The 16,406-nt window shown below is 38.0% G+C and carries 16 protein-coding genes and 1 pseudogene; 8 read left to right on the top strand and 9 right to left on the bottom strand.

Annotated features, from left to right (window positions below; genetic code table 11):
• Nucleotides 1–132: 132 nt before the first annotated feature.
• The gene (locus NRL14_RS18090) at nt 133–1,767 is read right to left on the bottom strand and encodes a methyl-accepting chemotaxis protein (RefSeq protein WP_008137536.1); all 1,635 of its coding nucleotides are present in this window, start codon (nt 1,765–1,767) and stop codon (nt 133–135) included.
• A 145-nt stretch (nt 1,768–1,912) separates the two neighbouring features.
• Complete coding sequence (locus tag NRL14_RS18085) at nt 1,913–4,138, bottom strand: S9 family peptidase (protein ID WP_306725303.1); 2,226 nt, start codon at nt 4,136–4,138, stop codon at nt 1,913–1,915.
• A 111-nt stretch (nt 4,139–4,249) separates the two neighbouring features.
• On the opposite strand from NRL14_RS18085, the gene NRL14_RS18080 reads away from it, so the two are divergent.
• A complete protein-coding gene (locus NRL14_RS18080; protein ID WP_008137532.1) occupies nt 4,250–4,654 on the top strand; it encodes an HIT domain-containing protein in 405 nt (134 codons plus the stop codon).
• Between the two features lie 41 nt (nt 4,655–4,695).
• Here NRL14_RS18080 and NRL14_RS18075 read toward each other — a convergent pair whose 3' ends face one another.
• Nucleotides 4,696–6,396 carry a Zn-dependent hydrolase gene (locus NRL14_RS18075; RefSeq protein ID WP_306725302.1) on the bottom strand — a complete coding sequence of 567 codons (1,701 nt, stop codon included), beginning with the start codon at nt 6,394–6,396 and terminating at the stop codon, nt 4,696–4,698.
• A 300-nt stretch (nt 6,397–6,696) separates the two neighbouring features.
• On the opposite strand from NRL14_RS18075, the gene NRL14_RS18070 reads away from it, so the two are divergent.
• Entirely contained in the window at nt 6,697–7,536 is an 840-nt protein-coding gene (locus NRL14_RS18070; RefSeq protein ID WP_007377026.1) for an HDOD domain-containing protein, read from the top strand.
• A gap of 434 nt (nt 7,537–7,970) precedes the next feature.
• Here NRL14_RS18070 and NRL14_RS18065 read toward each other — a convergent pair whose 3' ends face one another.
• Nucleotides 7,971–8,627, bottom strand: a complete 657-nt coding sequence (locus NRL14_RS18065; RefSeq protein ID WP_002962665.1) for a Crp/Fnr family transcriptional regulator — start codon at nt 8,625–8,627, stop codon at nt 7,971–7,973.
• 287 nt (nt 8,628–8,914) lie between these two features.
• On the opposite strand from NRL14_RS18065, the gene NRL14_RS18060 reads away from it, so the two are divergent.
• Nucleotides 8,915–9,151 carry a YgjV family protein gene (locus NRL14_RS18060; RefSeq protein WP_007377025.1) on the top strand — a complete coding sequence of 79 codons (237 nt, stop codon included), beginning with the start codon at nt 8,915–8,917 and terminating at the stop codon, nt 9,149–9,151.
• Nucleotides 9,152–9,203: 52 nt separating this feature from the next.
• Here the strand turns inward: NRL14_RS18060 and NRL14_RS18055 are convergent, their stop codons facing one another.
• Nucleotides 9,204–10,880, bottom strand: coding sequence for an amidohydrolase (locus NRL14_RS18055; protein WP_306725301.1), 1,677 nt, complete (start codon nt 10,878–10,880; stop codon nt 9,204–9,206).
• A 172-nt stretch (nt 10,881–11,052) separates the two neighbouring features.
• On the opposite strand from NRL14_RS18055, the gene NRL14_RS18050 reads away from it, so the two are divergent.
• The gene (locus NRL14_RS18050; RefSeq protein ID WP_306725300.1) at nt 11,053–11,175 is read left to right on the top strand and encodes a hypothetical protein; all 123 of its coding nucleotides are present in this window, start codon (nt 11,053–11,055) and stop codon (nt 11,173–11,175) included.
• Nucleotides 11,176–11,226: 51 nt separating this feature from the next.
• A pseudogene (locus tag NRL14_RS18045) lies at nt 11,227–11,505 on the top strand (energy transducer TonB); the annotation flags it as partial.
• Nucleotides 11,506–11,562: 57 nt separating this feature from the next.
• On the opposite strand, the gene NRL14_RS18040 reads toward NRL14_RS18045, so the two are convergent.
• From NRL14_RS18040 to NRL14_RS18025, 4 genes are all read right to left on the bottom strand, one after another.
• Entirely contained in the window at nt 11,563–11,799 is a 237-nt protein-coding gene (locus tag NRL14_RS18040; protein ID WP_024598659.1) for a calcium-binding protein, read from the bottom strand.
• A 9-nt stretch (nt 11,800–11,808) separates the two neighbouring features.
• Nucleotides 11,809–12,045, bottom strand: coding sequence for a hypothetical protein (locus NRL14_RS18035; protein WP_007581558.1), 237 nt, complete (start codon nt 12,043–12,045; stop codon nt 11,809–11,811).
• 187 nt (nt 12,046–12,232) lie between these two features.
• Nucleotides 12,233–12,460: a hypothetical protein gene (locus NRL14_RS18030; RefSeq protein WP_169044215.1), complete on the bottom strand. Its 228-nt coding sequence runs from the start codon at nt 12,458–12,460 to the stop codon at nt 12,233–12,235.
• 24 nt (nt 12,461–12,484) lie between these two features.
• Nucleotides 12,485–12,718, bottom strand: coding sequence for a cag pathogenicity island protein Cag25 (locus NRL14_RS18025; RefSeq protein ID WP_007581561.1), 234 nt, complete (start codon nt 12,716–12,718; stop codon nt 12,485–12,487).
• Nucleotides 12,719–13,048: 330 nt separating this feature from the next.
• Between NRL14_RS18025 and NRL14_RS18020 the strand changes: the two genes are divergently transcribed.
• The 3 genes from NRL14_RS18020 to NRL14_RS18010 are packed head-to-tail and all read left to right on the top strand — an operon-like array spanning nt 13,049 to nt 16,402.
• On the top strand, nt 13,049–14,506 hold the full coding sequence (locus NRL14_RS18020) for a sensor histidine kinase KdpD (protein WP_306725299.1): 1,458 nt from the start codon (nt 13,049–13,051) through the stop codon (nt 14,504–14,506).
• A 1-nt stretch (nt 14,507) separates the two neighbouring features.
• Nucleotides 14,508–15,053, top strand: coding sequence for a hypothetical protein (locus tag NRL14_RS18015; RefSeq protein WP_024607489.1), 546 nt, complete (start codon nt 14,508–14,510; stop codon nt 15,051–15,053).
• Between the two features lie 2 nt (nt 15,054–15,055).
• On the top strand, nt 15,056–16,402 hold the full coding sequence (locus NRL14_RS18010; protein WP_306725298.1) for a sigma 54-interacting transcriptional regulator: 1,347 nt from the start codon (nt 15,056–15,058) through the stop codon (nt 16,400–16,402).
• The last annotated feature ends 4 nt before the right edge of the window (nt 16,403–16,406 follow it).

The following is a 16,406-nucleotide window of genomic DNA, read 5'->3' as shown; positions in this document are numbered from 1 at the left end:
AATCTGGAAAGATAAGCAGGCCTCAATATATAAATAAAAGCCCCAAATTATGAACCATAATTTGGGGCTTTTAATTTACACTATTTAAAATGTGATTCGAGGCTGATTTTTATTCTGAGTTCAATATTTAAACTATAGCTTAAAGCGGTTAACAACATTGGATAACTCCGAGCTGCTTTGTTTTAGTTTATCACTAGCATCGGTAAGTTGTTTTGTATTGCTTAACGACTGTTCAGTTGAATGTGATAGGTCATTAATACGTAAATTAACTTCATCGGCTGCAGATGTTTGCTGTTCAGTAGCACGCGCTATTTGACTGTTCATTTCAGTTATTACTGATACAAGTCTTTCAATTTCGTTAAGTGACGTGTTGGCAGATGATGCTTGATCAACCGTTGATACGGAAAGTGTTTGGCTCGCTTTTACGGCTTCAACAGCTGCTTTAGTACCTTCTTGCAGCTTGGTGATCATTGATTGAATTTCATCAGTACTTTTCCCCGTACGACTCGCTAGTGTGCGCACTTCGTCGGCAACAACGGCAAAGCCTCGGCCGTGCTCACCTGCTCGAGCTGCCTCAATTGCAGCGTTAAGTGCAAGTAAGTTGGTCTGCTCCGAAATACTTCTAATAACATCGAGTACAGAACCTATATTATGGCTTTCGTTAGCTAGATCTTCCGTTACACGGCTCACTGTTTCTATATTGCTAGAAAGGGTTTCTATGGCAGTGATTGTTTTAGCTACAACATTTTTACCAGTAGATGCATTTTTAGCTGCATCATTAGCAGCCTGTTCTGCGGCTTCCGCATTACGGCTTACATCATGTATTTGGTGAGTCATTTGCTCCATTGCGGCGGCAACTTGAGTAGAGCTGTCGTTTTGTAATTCTATGAACGATTGACTTGTTTTACTTGATTCGTCAACAGTATGAACGTGCTCATTAACGTCTCGTACACTTTGTGAAACATTAGTTAGTGATTCACGCATTTTTGATATAAAGGAATTAAATGATTTAGAAAGCTCAGAAATCTCATCGTTGCCTTCTTCATTTAAAGTTCGCGTTAAATCGCCTTCGCCTTGAGAAATATCTTTCATCATATCGGCTGCAAGACGTGTTGGGATAAGAATACTTTTGCCAATAAAATAGCTAAGTAAAATAATGGCTAATATCATTACAACAGCATTGAGAATAATTAGGTTTCGTTGTTCTGAAAATGCGGTATCAATTGAATCAAGGTAAACACCAGAGCCAACAATCCATTGCCACTGATTAAATCCTTTAACAAATGCAATTTTTTCAACGGGTTTATCTTTACCTGGTTTTGGCCATTTATAAGGTATAAAACCCTCGCCATCTTTTTTCACTATATTTACCATATCAACAAATAGTGCTTTCCCGTCGGGATCTTTATTATTGATTAGGCTTTTGCCTTCAAGTGCTGGTTTTATGGGGTGCATTACCATTTCTGGTTGGTAGTTATTAATCCAAAAATAATTAGTTTCATCGTATCTAAGTGCACGAATAGTTTGTATCGCTTGGGATTGAGCTTGTTTTTGCGTAAGCGCTTTATTTTGTTCAAGCTCATAAAAGTGATCGATTATGCTATACGCGGTTTCTACTACATTTTGTGTTTTAAGGTATTGTTCGTTCTTAAGGGCATTGTATTGGTGAGTTAAGCTCGAAATACTCAATACAATTAAGCCAAAAATAACAATACCTACTAAAATGGCAAAACGCTGGAAAATACTAAAACGACGAAGATTAAGCATACATTTATCCTTTATGAGTTTGCACTATTAAGTGCTTAGAATAAGCGTAGCTAAAAAGTGTATTTAATCTAGGCTTAGCCGCTAATAAAACAAAAAAAGGCTGATTTTTCAATCAGCCTTTAGTCTACCTTTAATATTAACTCATCTATTTAACATCAAAATGACGATTAAAGAAGTTTGTTATGGTTTGATGTAAGTGTGTTTGCACTTGTTTCCCACGTAGGCTGTGTTTAGAGCCAGGGTAGGTCATCATTTCAAACTGTTTTTCGTTATCTTGCAGTTGTTTAAATAATTTAGTGGAATGCGTAAACAATACGTTGTCGTCAGCCATACCATGATAAATCATTAATGGGCCTTTTAAGCCATCTGCATATGGAAATACTGCGCTGTCTTCATAGCCTTTAGCATTTGTATCGGGGTGACCTAAATAACGCTCTGTGTAATGCGTATCGTATAGAGCCCAATCGGTTACTGGAGCACCTGATACGCCGGCTTGAAAGTAATCGCCCGCTTTAAACATAGTCATAAGCGCCATGTAGCCGCCGTAGCTGTGGCCATAAACACCTATGCGTTGTGGGTCTACGTAATCAAGTGTACGTAAAAACTCTACGCCTTTAATTTGATCGGCAACTTCAACCACACCTAAATGTTTATAAATAGCATCTTCAAACTTTTTACCACGGTTGTACGAACCACGGTTATCCAGTTGAAAAATGACATAACCTTGTTGCGCCATGTACTGAAAGTACAAGTTTTTACTGCGCCAGCTATTCGTTACTCGCTGAGCATGCGGGCCGCCGTATACGTTAACAATAACAGGGTGCTTTTTGCCATCAGCAATGTTGCTAGGCTTAAATAAACGGTAATGCATAACTTGGCCATCTTCGGCTTTAATTGTGCCGTATTCTGGTTTTGTTAAGTCGCTTAAATAAGGAGTAAGGGGGTGGCTACTATCTAGCTTATTTTCTTCAAGCCAGGTAATAAATTCTCCGTTTACTTTACGAAGTGCTGCTGAGTTTGGTTTATTATCAGACGAGCTATTATCGATAAAGGTTTTATTGTCTTTTGCTAGCACAACATTATGGTATTGACCTTTTTTGGTGATACGTTTGGCATCGCCTTTTTTAAATAAAGGCGCGCTGTATAAATGGCTTTCAAGCGGTGTATCTTTTCGACCAGCAAAATACACAATGCCTTTTTTCTCATCAATGCCTTTTAAACTATCAACAGCCCAATCACCAGAGGTGATTTGACGAACAAGTTGACCGTTTGTGCGATACAGATATAAATGTTTAAAGCCGTCGCGTTCAGATGCCCATACAAAGTGTTTTTTGTCTTTTAAAAACGCAAGATCAAAATGTAGGTTAATCCACGTTTCACTGTTTTCGGTTAATGCTACTTTTTGGACTTTAGTTTCGCTGTTATAAAAATGCAGCTCTAATTTATGTTGCGAGCGATTTTGCCATTGGTACGACAATGTATTGCCATCTTTTAGCCATTTAGCACGCGCGATATAAATGTCTTCATCTTTACCTAAATCAATCCAATCTACTTTTTGATCGTTTAGCTTAACCACACCGAGTTGAATTTTTACGTTATCGGTACCTGTAAACGGGTAGCGCTGGTTAAATAATTTAACTTCATCAGCGTAAATTTCGTTACGGATAGCTTCTTTTACTGGAGTTTCGTCAACACGCGTATAGGCAATTTTAGTTTCATCACCTGACCACCAATAACCTGTCATGCGGCTCATTTCTTCTTGAGCAACAAATTCGGCCATGCCGTTTTTAATTACGCCGCCGCCATCTTTACTAAGCTGAATTTCTTTACCTGATTCAAGCTCTAAAGCGAATAGGTTTTGCTCTCGAATAAACGATACGTAGTTACCTTTAGGTGAAAAGCGTGCATCGGTTTCAAATGTTTCAGTGTCGGTTAATTTTTTACTTTTAGCTGAGGCTAAATCGTAATAATAAAGGTCGCCATTGAGTGGGAACAAAAGTGCTTTACCGTCTTTAGACCATTTGTATTCAAGTATGCCTTTACCAAAAATACGTTGGCGTTCGCGGCGTGCTTTTTCTTCATCTGATAGATTTTCTGGGCCTGAAAATAACTTTGCCGAATCAACTAGCACACGATTGGTGTTATCTTTTAGGTTGTATTCCCATAAATCGTAGCGATTGTAGTCATCGCTTTTACCTTGCAAATAAGTCACACGGCTGCCGTCAGGCGAAAATTTAAGTTGCACAGGTGATTTACCCGACAAGCTTGGATCGTCAAAAATACGCTCCAGCGATAAAGGTTTTGCTTGAACAGCAAGGGTGCCAACCATTAATGGCAGGGCCAGTGAAAGATGTTTTATTTTTTTTAGCACAAGGTTGCCTTCGCTTTTATAAATATTGCTTTGAATGGTAAAGCCAAGCGTGTGCAACTGCAACTAAATGCTATAAAGTGGCAATTATTAAAGACAAAGTAGGACATAACAATGACTAACCCTGAATTTAAACTAGCGCCGGAGCTTAAACGTGACTGCATAGAGCTTGCCGATTGGCCATTATGTAAGGTACTTTTATTAAACGACAGCCTGTATCCGTGGTTTGTATTAGTACCTAGGCAAGCAAACTTAAAAGAGATAATTGATTTATCTGAGAGTGATCAAATTGTGTATTTAAATGAGTCAGCCAAGCTAAGTAAATTATTAATGGATGTATTTAAACCTGATAAATTAAACATAGCGGCTTTAGGTAATGTAGTTCCGCAATTACATATTCATCATATTGCACGTTTTACGACTGATGCTGCTTGGCCTGCGCCGATTTGGGGTAAGCACCCTGCAGTGCCGTATACCGAACTACAAATTACAGAGTTAAAAAAAGCGCTGCAGTTTTAAGCTGCAACGCTTTTTTAGGGTTTAGCTAAGTTTAACTAAACTTACTTAAGCCCTAGTACTTTTTTACCCTGTTTAAACGTTACATCTACAGGAATATTTGCTTTGCTTAGTTTATCTAAGTCTTTAGCTAGTTCTTCTTTAATGTCGCCATGCGTTGCAATTAGTTGATCTACTTTTTCGTAATCGCCATCACCTTGTAAGGTTAAAATTAAGCGAGAAAGCTTGGCCATTGCAATGCTCATTTTTTCCATATTAACGCGGTATAAGCCTGCTTCATTTTTAGAAAAAGCACCTTCTTGAGCAAAAAAGTTAAAGCGGATCATATTTGCTTTACCATGCGCGCTTGATGCTCCAAAACGAACTGAGCGGAATATACCTGCCATGAAGGTCGTGTAATAATCTTCAATAGTGCCTTCAGTAATTTCGCCTTTTTTAAGTAACTGTTCAATCATGTATAGACCTAAAATATCGGCTTTACCTTCTTCAAGTGCACTTGCGTGTTCTTGTAGTGATTGACGAACAGTGCCTTTACCTGTGATTGTATTTTTAATACCTAAACCGTGAGCCACTTCATGGAACATCGTATTGGCAAAAAATGCATCAAAAGTAATGTGTTTACGCTGCTCTGGTACAATTAGCTGCTCTGAAATTGGCACTAAAATTTTATCAAATTTAGCACGCATCGCATTTTTAAGTTGTAGACGACGAGTTCCTTTTTCTAGCTGCACTTGTTCATCGTTTGGTAAGTTAATTGCGATTGTTTTACTGCCTGCATTTGAATGCCCAGCGTAGTAAACAACATCATATGCATTTAGGTCGGCGTCAGAGCCTGGTACTTCTTGTTTGTACTTAGCATCAACGGGTAAGTCTTTTTGAAGCTCAGGTAAAAATGCTGCAAATTTAGCTAGGCGTTCACTCCATTTTAAATCTTTAATAAGTACGTAAGATTCATAAGCAGCGCGGTAACCAAATAACTGATCTTCATAAGTTTCTATAGGACCAATAACCACATCAATAGGGTTATTTTTCATGTCCATCCATGCAAAGTCAGAGACTTGGAAGTCATCTTTTTGCAGAGCATCAGCGCGTAGGTTTAAGTAACTAGCAAATTCTTTGTCATCGGCGAGCTTACTGGCTTCGCGCAAAAGATCAGCTGCTTTTGCAAGTTCTGCAGCGTACTCTTTCGAGTAGGGTACGCTATAAAGCTTACCTTGCTCATCACGCTTAATTACAGAATAAAGCCCTGTTTTGTCTTTTACGTCTGCATTATTTAATTCTTCTTTGGTTATGTCAGCAGGGTAAAACTGTGCACCAAGTGGCTTTTCTTTATAACCTGATAAAAACGCTTCATCGCCATTTAAACGATCCCATGGGCCATAGTTTATATCGGCAAATTGACGTACTTTTTCGTCACTTAGCTTTGCTAAAAAAGCATCTTTATTATCACCAAATGCTTGTTTCCAAAATAACTCGTCCATTACTTTTGAGGCGTCAATAAGCTGTGCAACCATCGCTCGTTGGTTGTCGCTCAAGTGTGATAAATCACTTTGCAGACTAAAGTCGGTGTAAATATCTAAACGTTGTTTATCTGCATTAATAAGCTTAGGGCCTGATTGTGCACTGCTTTTTTGAGCAAGCTCTACGGCTGTGTTGTCGGTAGAAGACGGCGCTTGTTCAGAACATGCACTAAGAAAAACGACACCAGAGAGCATAATTGCTTGGCTAATTTTATTTAAGATCATTATGTTGCCTGTTTGAAAAGTAAGTTTAATAATTTTTATGCACCAGCTAAGTAGCTAAATACATATAAACGTTTGCTTATAGTGACTGCATTAAAGCAAAACTAAATGGTAAATAGCAAGTGTTAGGCGTTGTAAGACAAGTCCTTGCGATAAAAGACATAGAATAAGAAATAAACTTCTATAATTTTCTTAACTTTAGCGGTAAGTTAGACAATACTAATTGCACTATGAAAATTACAAAAATTAATTGTCGAAGTTTGCAGTTGCATTGCAATCGAAGAACAAAAGGATGACAGATCTATGTCTACAGAAAATGCATTATTAACAATTTTAGTCGATAGAATAAATAACGATACACTCGTTTTACCTACATTACCTGAAGTTGCTGTAAAGGTTCGCCAAGCTGCTGATAACTCTGATGTCAATTTGATGCAAATGGCAGATGTGATATCACAAGATCCCGCGCTTTCTGCTCGTATGATAAAAGTAGCTAATAGTGCGATTATGGGGCGCTCTGTAAAAGTATCCAATTTACAACAAGCAGTGACACGTATTGGACTTCGTCAAATTAAAAATATTGCAACAGCAATGGCTATGGAGCAATTATTTGTATCTAATAACGAGATAATTAAAGGCTACATGGGCAAAGCTTGGCAAAAAACATTAACGGTTGCGAGTCATTCAATAACACTCATGGAGTTTTACTTAAAAAATAATAAACATACTTCATTAAATCGCGATTCAATCACTCTAGCTGCATTGGTTTATAACATTGGCGTGTTACCTATTTTAACTGAAGCTGAGCGTCATCCTGAAGTATTTGCTAACCCGAGCTTTTTAGCTCATGCAATTCAAAAGCTTAGTGGGAAAATTGGTTCTTCTATCATGCGTGCTTGGGAGTTTCCTGAAGAATTTTCTAATGTCGCTTTAAGTTGGGCTGATCCGAGTTATAAGTTAGAACAAATAAGTTATGTCGATTTCATTCGTATTGGCGCTATTTTGGAGGGAACACTCCAGGTTTCTGATAAGTCAGCTGCTTTACAAGTGTATATAGAAAAAGGGGTTATCCCTTCCATGGATCTGTTCTCGAGTGATGAATACAACGATATGCTTGACGATGTGAAAGACATGTTTAGCTAAAGTAAGTAATACCAGTCCGTTTAGATTATTTAAAGGTTTATACGGATTGGTATTAATGTTGACTATTAAAACACGATTTAATTGCAATGCTGTTTAAGGTATACAGTGGAGCAATTTTTTGAAATATTTAAATAACCTGAACTCTGGATAATAAATCCATCTCGAGCAGCAATTTTTAGCGCTAACTGCGTTGAATTTACTTGCAATAGGCCAGTTATCGACAGTATTTTCTTATCTCAAAATAGGTCTCTTAATTAAGCGAATTGGGGATTATTTGCTGTACAAGCACGCACATTCTAACATTGTCAGATTAAAAATCTGATAATCGCGACTCATATCAAATTTTTAACTGAATGTTGTAAGGCCTTAAATAGCTTTTTTATGGATAACGTTTTACTAATTATTTAACCAGCCAAGCCAATTAATCAAAAACCTTAAAGCTGAGCAAAGCTGTCTACGTATTCACTTAGTTTGGGTATATCAACCGCTTGCAAACCATCGTTACTTCTAAGCACTAAGCCTTTTTCTACAAGTTCTGTAACAACCCGTCTGTAAGCTCTCTCAGTTGTTGCAAAACGTTCGGCTTCTGCATTTACCGTAGGGTAAGCTCTAAGCAGTGTAGGGTTGTTGTTTTCGGCTCTTAGTAAACAATCTTTAGCTATGTTGTAGCTTAGCGGTAGTAATAGCTTATCTAGATTGATTTTTTGATTTTCTTGAAATTTAGCCGCTATAGTCTGCGCTGTGTATAAACTCAGTTCTGGTTTTTCAAGCAGCAGCGCGCGCCAATGCCTTAATTCAATAAGGTTATAGGTTACATCACTAAAACACGTGACCGTATAAATACACGGATTATTATTTAGCGCTTCTATTTCACCAATAAGGGTGTTGTTACAATCCAATTGTCCTAACAGCAGGCGTCGTCCATTTCCTACATCGTAACTAAACGACACAGTGCCACTGCGTACAAGCACAAGCTTGCTTAAAGGCTGATCTTGATGGATCAGAACTTCTTTTTTTGATTGTTGATAGCTACTACCGGCAAAGGTTAAAAGCTGATCAACAAGGTAACTAGAAAAATGGTATTGAAACATCAATGTGCTCTTCGGACATTTGTCCTATTTATTACATCTTAATGACGATAGCATTAAGACACTAAGAATTTACGCTAACTTGCTACTAATACTATTAGCTTTGCTAAGAGTATTATTTTACCTTCATTTCCCGTGTAATGATTTAAGAAGTTGCTGGTATTTTCCGGCAAACTTTTTCAGGTTTTTTAAGCAAGTTAGCTTTTTTATTTTGTTGTTACTTTGCAATACTTATAAATGTCATAAGCTAGCAGTAGTGTAATGCTAACCTAAAGGCTGGGAGAGAACAATTGAGTTGGGAATATTTAGGTTATATTGCGTCAGCTTTATTGGTTGCATCGTTAACAATGACTGATGTAGTAAAACTACGCTGGTACAACATGTTTGGTTGTATTGTATTTACTGCATATGGTGTTGCCATTGGTGCAGTACCTGTGATTTTTACCAACGGCTTATTGTCGCTCGTAAATTTATATCACATTATAAAAATATATCGTCAGCCAAAAGTTGAAGCGCCTAAAAGCTAAAATACTACGCTGTAACTATAAAGGGTTAACTTGCGTTAACCCTTTATAGGTTTTATTTATCGATAATGTTTTTTTCTTTTTCGTACCGTTTTATTCCTGCTATCCATGTTTGCAACACATTCGTTTCATAAATCTCATCAACAGGTATTTTAAAGTAATCTTTGTCTATTAAAATAAAGTCAGCCCATTTACCTTGTTCTAAGCTACCAATTTTAAACTCTTGATGTGCGGCATACGCACCGCCTAAAGTAAATGCACGTAATGCATCTTCTCTACTTAATACTTCACTTGCACGCCAACCATTTTTAGGTAATTGATTGTGGTCCATGCGTGTAATGGCTGAATATAATCCATAGAATGGATTAGCGAGTTCTACAGGGTAGTCTGACCCAGCCGCAATAATAGAACCTTGCTGTAAAAAAGATTGCCAAGCGTAGGCACCGCTTAGTTGTTTTTCAGTTAAGCGTTGCTCTGCCATATGCATATCTGATGTAGCATGCACTGGTTGCATTGATGGGATTATCTTTAACTTTTTAAAGCGAGGAATGTCTTCAAGCGTTACAATTTGCGCATGTTCTATACGGTTACGAAGTAATATCCCTCCCGTTTTTTTAAACACCTTCTCATAAGCATCAAGTACCACTTTATTTGCTTTATCGCCAATAGCATGGGTGTGAGCGCTAAAACCGCGCTTAAAGCTTTGCGTAAAGAGTGCTTCGAGTTTTTCTTGTGTCTCTAGCATTAATCCATGATGGCCTGTACGGTCTGCATAGTCTTCAATAAGAGCTGCGCCACGAGATCCAAGTGCACCATCGGCGTATACTTTAACACTGCGGATTGACATGAAACTGTTTGCGTCTTGGTATCGCCCTGCTTTAAGCATTGTGTTTAAGTCGGGGCTAGCACCACTTAACATGGCCACAATACGCACAGGTAAATTTCCTAGTTCACTGCGTTCTTTGTAAACTTCCCACGTTGCTTTATCAATGCCAGCATCATGGGTAGAGGTAATACCTAAACTTAATAAATGCTTTCCTGCTGCATCAAGCGAATCGCTTATATCTTGTTTTGAAGGGGCTGGCATATGCTGGGTAATTAGCGATTCTGCTTTATCTACAAATATGCCGGTAGGGTTGTCAAATTCATCTTTAATTATTTCACCGCCTTCAGGTGCTTTTGTTTGGGCGGTAATACCTGCAAGTTCGAGCGCTTTTGAATTTGCCCAAATAGCGTGGCTATCAACCCGCGAAAGAACCACAGGTCGATCGCTAACTACTTTGTCTAAATCTTTAGCTGTAGGAAAGCGTGTATCAGCCCAAAGCTCTTGGTTCCAACCACGCCCTATAATCCAACCTTGTTTGTTATCGGCAAATACTTTTAGTTTATTTGTGACTTCATCAACCGATGTTGCGCCGCGTACGTCAAGTTGCGATAAATTGTCGCCAAGGCCAATAACGTGCCCATGAGCATCAATTAAGCCAGGTAATAAGGTGTTACCGTGCGCGTCAATTAGCTTGGCATCTGGGTAGCTATCTTTAAGTGTTTCGCTACCGAGCTTAACTACTTTGCCATTTTTAATAACGAGGGTAGAAAACTGCTTTACTTCACCTTTGTATAAAGGGGTATAACCATTGGCGTTATAAATTACTTTTGTTTGTGCGAGAGTGTAGCTAGAACTAGCGCAAAGGCTGGCTAGTATGAGTGGTTTGATTATTTTTTTGAGTGGCATAGTTGCTTAATTTTTATTGTTAATTTACTTACATTAACAAACTTGATTTTATAATACCAATGAATTAATAGACCTCATTTTAATGTTTTTCTCTATATTAACTGTTTACAAAATAGGTAATTGATGTGATTATTTAGTATGTAAAACAATCAATAAAGCATAAGGAAACGCTATGAAAGCCCTCTATTTATTACTCCCCTTGAGTATGATGCTAACAGCCTGTAGTTCAACGTCTGATAAACAAGTAAGCGATGAAATGCAGAGTTTTATTGATTTATCGAGTCCTGAACTGTGAAGTAAGGCCGGTGAATACTGGGATGTTGTTAAAAGAGTAGAGCCGCGATATCCGATAGAAGCTGCAAAGAAAAGTATTTCAGGTTGTGTTGAGCTTGCTATGTTAATTAATTCACAAGGTGAAGCCCAAGGGTATAAGGTTATCTCGTCCTACCCTGAGGGCGTGTTTGATAATAACGCGGCAGCTGCTGTGGGTTTATGGCGCTGGAAAGCGACAACTGAAAATACGAGTAAGCAACCTATTCTAACTTATCTCAAAATGGATTTTATGGTGAGCCCAAAACCTACTGATGCAGAGTATTTGGCGCATTGTTCTAAAAATAAAACCTGAACGTAATTAATAGATATAAATATAATAAGCTAGGTGCTTGTTTACCTAGCTATAAAACTACTTACTTGCATATAAGCCATATTCATTTAATGCTAATTTACCGTCTTTGTCACTGTCGTAGCTTGAAAACCGTGACCACAAAGCCGGGTCTATAGCGGTTTCTGAACGTGATAAAAAGCCGTCTTTATTCCTATCTAGCTTTTTAAATTGCTTTGCAATGTCGTTACTTGCGGCAAAACTAAATGTGCTAAAAATACTAAACGCCAGCAGCGTTATATAGCTAATACTTTTCATACAAATCACTTAGTAAAGGTTGTTAGTTAGATAACTTTTAAATTCAACTAGCGAAATTTGGTTATCTTGGTTTTTGTCCCATTTTACAAAGGTGTTTAAAAGTTGTGGTTGGGGATCAAGTTCGTCGTGTGTTAAATAGCCACTTTTGTCGCTATCTAGGTGATCAAAGCGTTGCTTTACATCAAGTGCCGCGGCATCAAAACTTAATAGCATTAAAATGCTTATAACAAGGGAAAGTATCTTCATGGTCTTCCTTCCAAAAGATGTATTAAAAGTTCGTGGCTAAAATAAAGTAAAAAGGAAAAAAGCACTTGCCGTAATTTAACTCCCAACATTAAATCCTTTTACACACTCCCTCAGGGATTATGGCAAATGCTTTTAAATTCAGCTTACTTGTAACAAGCTTAAGTAAAGCTTAATCAGTAATTACTCATTAAGGCTTAAAGCTTTCAAATTCTTTTTTTGAGACTTTTTCATCACCGTCTTCATCTAAGTCGGCAAATTGTCTCATTACTTCTTTGTCTTCCTTTGCTTCTACAATTGATATTTGTCCATCCATATCTTTATCTAAATGGGCAAAGCGCACGCTTGTTGGCGATGCAATTACGGTGGCACTAATTGCTAAAAACATTAATGAAAAAGCGGCTATAAGTTGTTTCATAATCACGTTCCTTATTAAATGAGTTTATTGAATAAATTTTTTGAATTCATCTAGCGACAATTGCCCATCTTGATTAGTATCAATTTGTAAAAAATTCTCGTGTAGAACGGCATCTTCACCTGCTTCGGCTTCACTTAATGTGCCATTACTGTCTTTATCAAGCTCGTTAAAAGTCGCGTGAACGTCCATTGCGTGTGCGTTAGCGCCTAAAAAGCCTAAAGCCAGTAATGATGAAATTACTAAAATGCGTTTGTTCATAATTATTTCCTTATTGATTAAAGTTATTACTGCTAGTACAAAAATGATGCCAAAAATAATTGTTGTTAATTTTCAGGTGTTTATATTTTTAACTTGAAAGGGGTGGGAAGTTTTTACGGGGTTTAATGTAATTTTTGTATGCCTTTTGCAACACTATATAGTGAGATTAAAGGTAGGTTTTAAAAATCAATGGTTTACGTTGTCTCTATTTGGCGACACATTGTTTTTGTAGCGCTGGCTGTTAATCGTATTAAATATAATTGCTGGTTCAGCTAGTGTATAAGGTAAGCACTTAATAATAGAGCGCTTAACTTAAAAGGACTAAACGAAATGCCAGCAACCATAGCTAAAAAATACCATGCAATGCTTAACTGGCGGCCTAATTTAATTGGGCAATTTGCAATGAGTATGCTGCTTTCGTTACTCCCGCTTTCTATAGTGGTGATTGTATTTTTAAATGCGCTTAACAAGCAATTAGCAGTGACTCAAAGTATCGTGAGTAACAACTACCAAGTTACCAAATCGTTTAATACTCTAAAACAAGAACTCAACAGCCTTGAGCGCGCCACTAGGCAAAACTGGGTATTAAAAAGCGAATCGTTAGATAAGCTCATTGTCGATAAATGGCAATCATCCCTGCAAAGTATTGATGAACTTAAATTTGTAAACACGGATAAAGATTACACCCACCAATGGCAACGCTTATATGTCACCTTACAAACAGCGCATGTAGAGCTTGTTGAGCAAAAACAACAGCAAGCGGAGCTATTTGTGCCAGTGAGCGATTTAGTTGCTGAGCTTACTTTATGGTTACGTGATAAAAATGAAGCGCAAATTACCAATAACCAAAATGAGCTTACAAGCCTACAAACTTCATTTATAAACTGGCTGGTGGCACTCATTCCGCTTACTTTAATTGTTGGTGGTGGTTTTTTATGGCGTATAAGTGGGCGACTAAAAGGGTTAACTACGGTTATTGATAAGCTAGGGCAGGGGCATTGGCAGCAAAAAATATCTGTGAAAGGCTCCGCTGAGCTAGTTGAGCTAGGAGAAAAACTCCAATGGGTGCAAGAGCAACTTCACATGCTTGAGCAGCAAAAAGATACCTTTTTACGCCATGTTACCCATGAGCTAAAAACGCCGCTTGCTTCAATGGTCGAAGGCACTGATTTATTAACTGATGAAATAGTAGGCCCAATTACTGCTGAGCAAAAAGCAGTGCTTGAGCTTATTAGCCAATCTATGGTGCGCCTTCGTACAATGATTGACAGCCTGCTGAGTTATAATGCGATTCGCACCAGTAAAGACAGCTTAAGCGAAGTTGAGTTTAGCTATCTTATTAATAAAATTAATAGCCATTTTGAACATCGCTTAAGTGCGCGTCAGCAAGCTCTGCAATGGCAAAATAACTTACCTAATAAACAGCTTGCTTTACCTAGTGAGCTTATTGAGATGATTTTAATTCAGCTTATTTCAAATGGCTTAAAATTTTCACAAGATAAGCAAAGCGTTACTATTAATTTAGCGCTTGAGCAAAACCAGCTTTGTATCGTTGTACTTGATAAAGGGTGCGGTATTAAAGAGCAAGAAAAAACTCAAATTTTCAGCGCATTTTATCAAGGTAAACACAGTAAAAATGTTACGCTGCAAGGCAGTGGGCTTGGCTTAACTATTGTGAAAGAATCTGTTGAACAGCTAAGAGGTACACTTACTGTTGAGCATAACGAGCCGCATGGTTGCCGGTTTTCAATTAAAATTCCCATAACAAAAAATCTAGGAGTTAATTAACATGCGCTTGCGTTTAATCGCTATTTTATGTGTGCTCAGTAGCAGCATGGTTATATCAGGTTGTGAAATTAATAATGGGCAAGAAGAGCGTGTGTCAATTACACCTGCACCTGTGGTCGATACCAAAATAACGAACGACAAAAACAGTAAACCTAGTCCAAAACCCAGACCAAAAATAGAACCTAGCTATCCGCCTGCAGAGCAAGTTATTGCATGGCACGCTAATCAGTGTGGCGGATTTAAATTGGTGCCAAAAAAAGATATTTTTACAGGTGAAAACGATCTTAAACGTTTTTTTAAATTTATGTGCTTAAACATAAATGATGATCCAAATACGGTAATGACTAAGTTGCTAAAACTCGATTTAGCTTACTTTTGGCCAGATGATATAAAGCAATATTTATGGCTTCAAAAGCAGCAAGTGACTATGCAAATAAATGCTAAAAAAGAGCAGCAAGCACTTAACAATAAAATGCAAGAAACCCTCTCATCGTTAGCAACTATTGAGCAGCAGCTTTTACTACGAGAAGAAACTAAGGAGCAGTAACTATGGCAGCAACTAAAGTGCAAGGTGCAAAAGTATTACTCGTTGACGACGACGCTAGCTTATTAAAACTGCTCGCTATTCGTATCGAATCAAAAGGATACGAAGTAACGACCTGTGAAAGTGGCTTAACCGCACTACAAATACTTAAAAGCCAAGTGTTTGACGCCGTAATAACCGACTTACGTATGGATGAAATGGATGGCATGGCACTGCATCGTCAGCTGCAAAGCCGCTACCCTGCATTACCTGTCATTATGATGACAGCGCACGGCTCAATTCCTGATGCAGTAGAGGCAACTAAGCAGGGCATTTTTGCATTCATAACTAAACCTGTAGATAAAGATGAGCTATTTGACAGCCTTGCTAAAGCAATTGAAATTCACGGTGTTAACGCTGATGAAGCTGCACCTAAAAGTAATATAGTTACGCGCAGTGGTGCTATGCTGCATTTACTAGAGCAAGTAAAACTACTTGGGCCAACGCAAGTTAATGTACTTATTTCGGGGGCTAGTGGTACTGGTAAAGAGTTACTCGCACAGGCGATTCATCAGCATAGTCATGTAAGCGGTGGCCCTTTTGTTGCAATTAACTGTGGCGCTGTACCAGGGGAGCTTTTAGAATCCGAATTATTTGGTCATAAAAAAGGCTCGTTTACGGGTGCAATTAAAGATCACCAAGGCTTGTTTCAACAAGCACAGGGTGGCACGTTATTTTTAGACGAAATAGGCGATATGCCGCTTAACTTGCAGGTTAAGTTACTGCGCGTATTACAAGAAAAAACAATTCGCCCAGTAGGTTTTCAAGAAGAGATAGCAATAGATGTGCGTATTGTATCGGCAACACACAAAAATCTTCCTGAAGCTATTTTAAACCAGCAATTTAGAGAAGATTTATACTATCGCTTAAACGTAGTTAATTTAAAATTACCGCCACTGTGTGAGCGCCGTGAAGATATAAGCTTATTAGCACAACATTTTAGTGCAAGCATTGCTAAGCGCATGAACCAAAATGAAAAACACTTTGCAAGCGATGCTATGCATGCACTTGTACGTTACGATTGGCCAGGTAATATCCGCCAATTACAAAACGTAGTAGAGCAGGTTGTAGCATTAACGCCAAGCGATGTTATTTCAGAGCACTTAGTGTTAGCTGCGCTAAATAGTAATGAAAAAAACGTAGAACCATTATCACTAAACGACGCTAAAAAAGAGTTTGAGCGCGACTATGTAATTAACACTTTAAAAATGGCTGGTGGTAACGTAGCTGAAGGCGCTAAGCTTGCCAAACGTAACCGTTCAGACTTTTATAAACTGATTAAAAAACATAATATTGATGTAGATAATTTATAAAGAG

The sequence above is a fragment of the Pseudoalteromonas sp. 20-92 genome, assembly GCF_030847595.1.
GTDB classification, from domain to species: Bacteria; Pseudomonadota; Gammaproteobacteria; order Enterobacterales; family Alteromonadaceae; genus Pseudoalteromonas; species Pseudoalteromonas fuliginea.
Note: the sequence above shows the minus strand (reverse complement) of the source record. Positions and strands in the feature narration are given on the sequence as shown.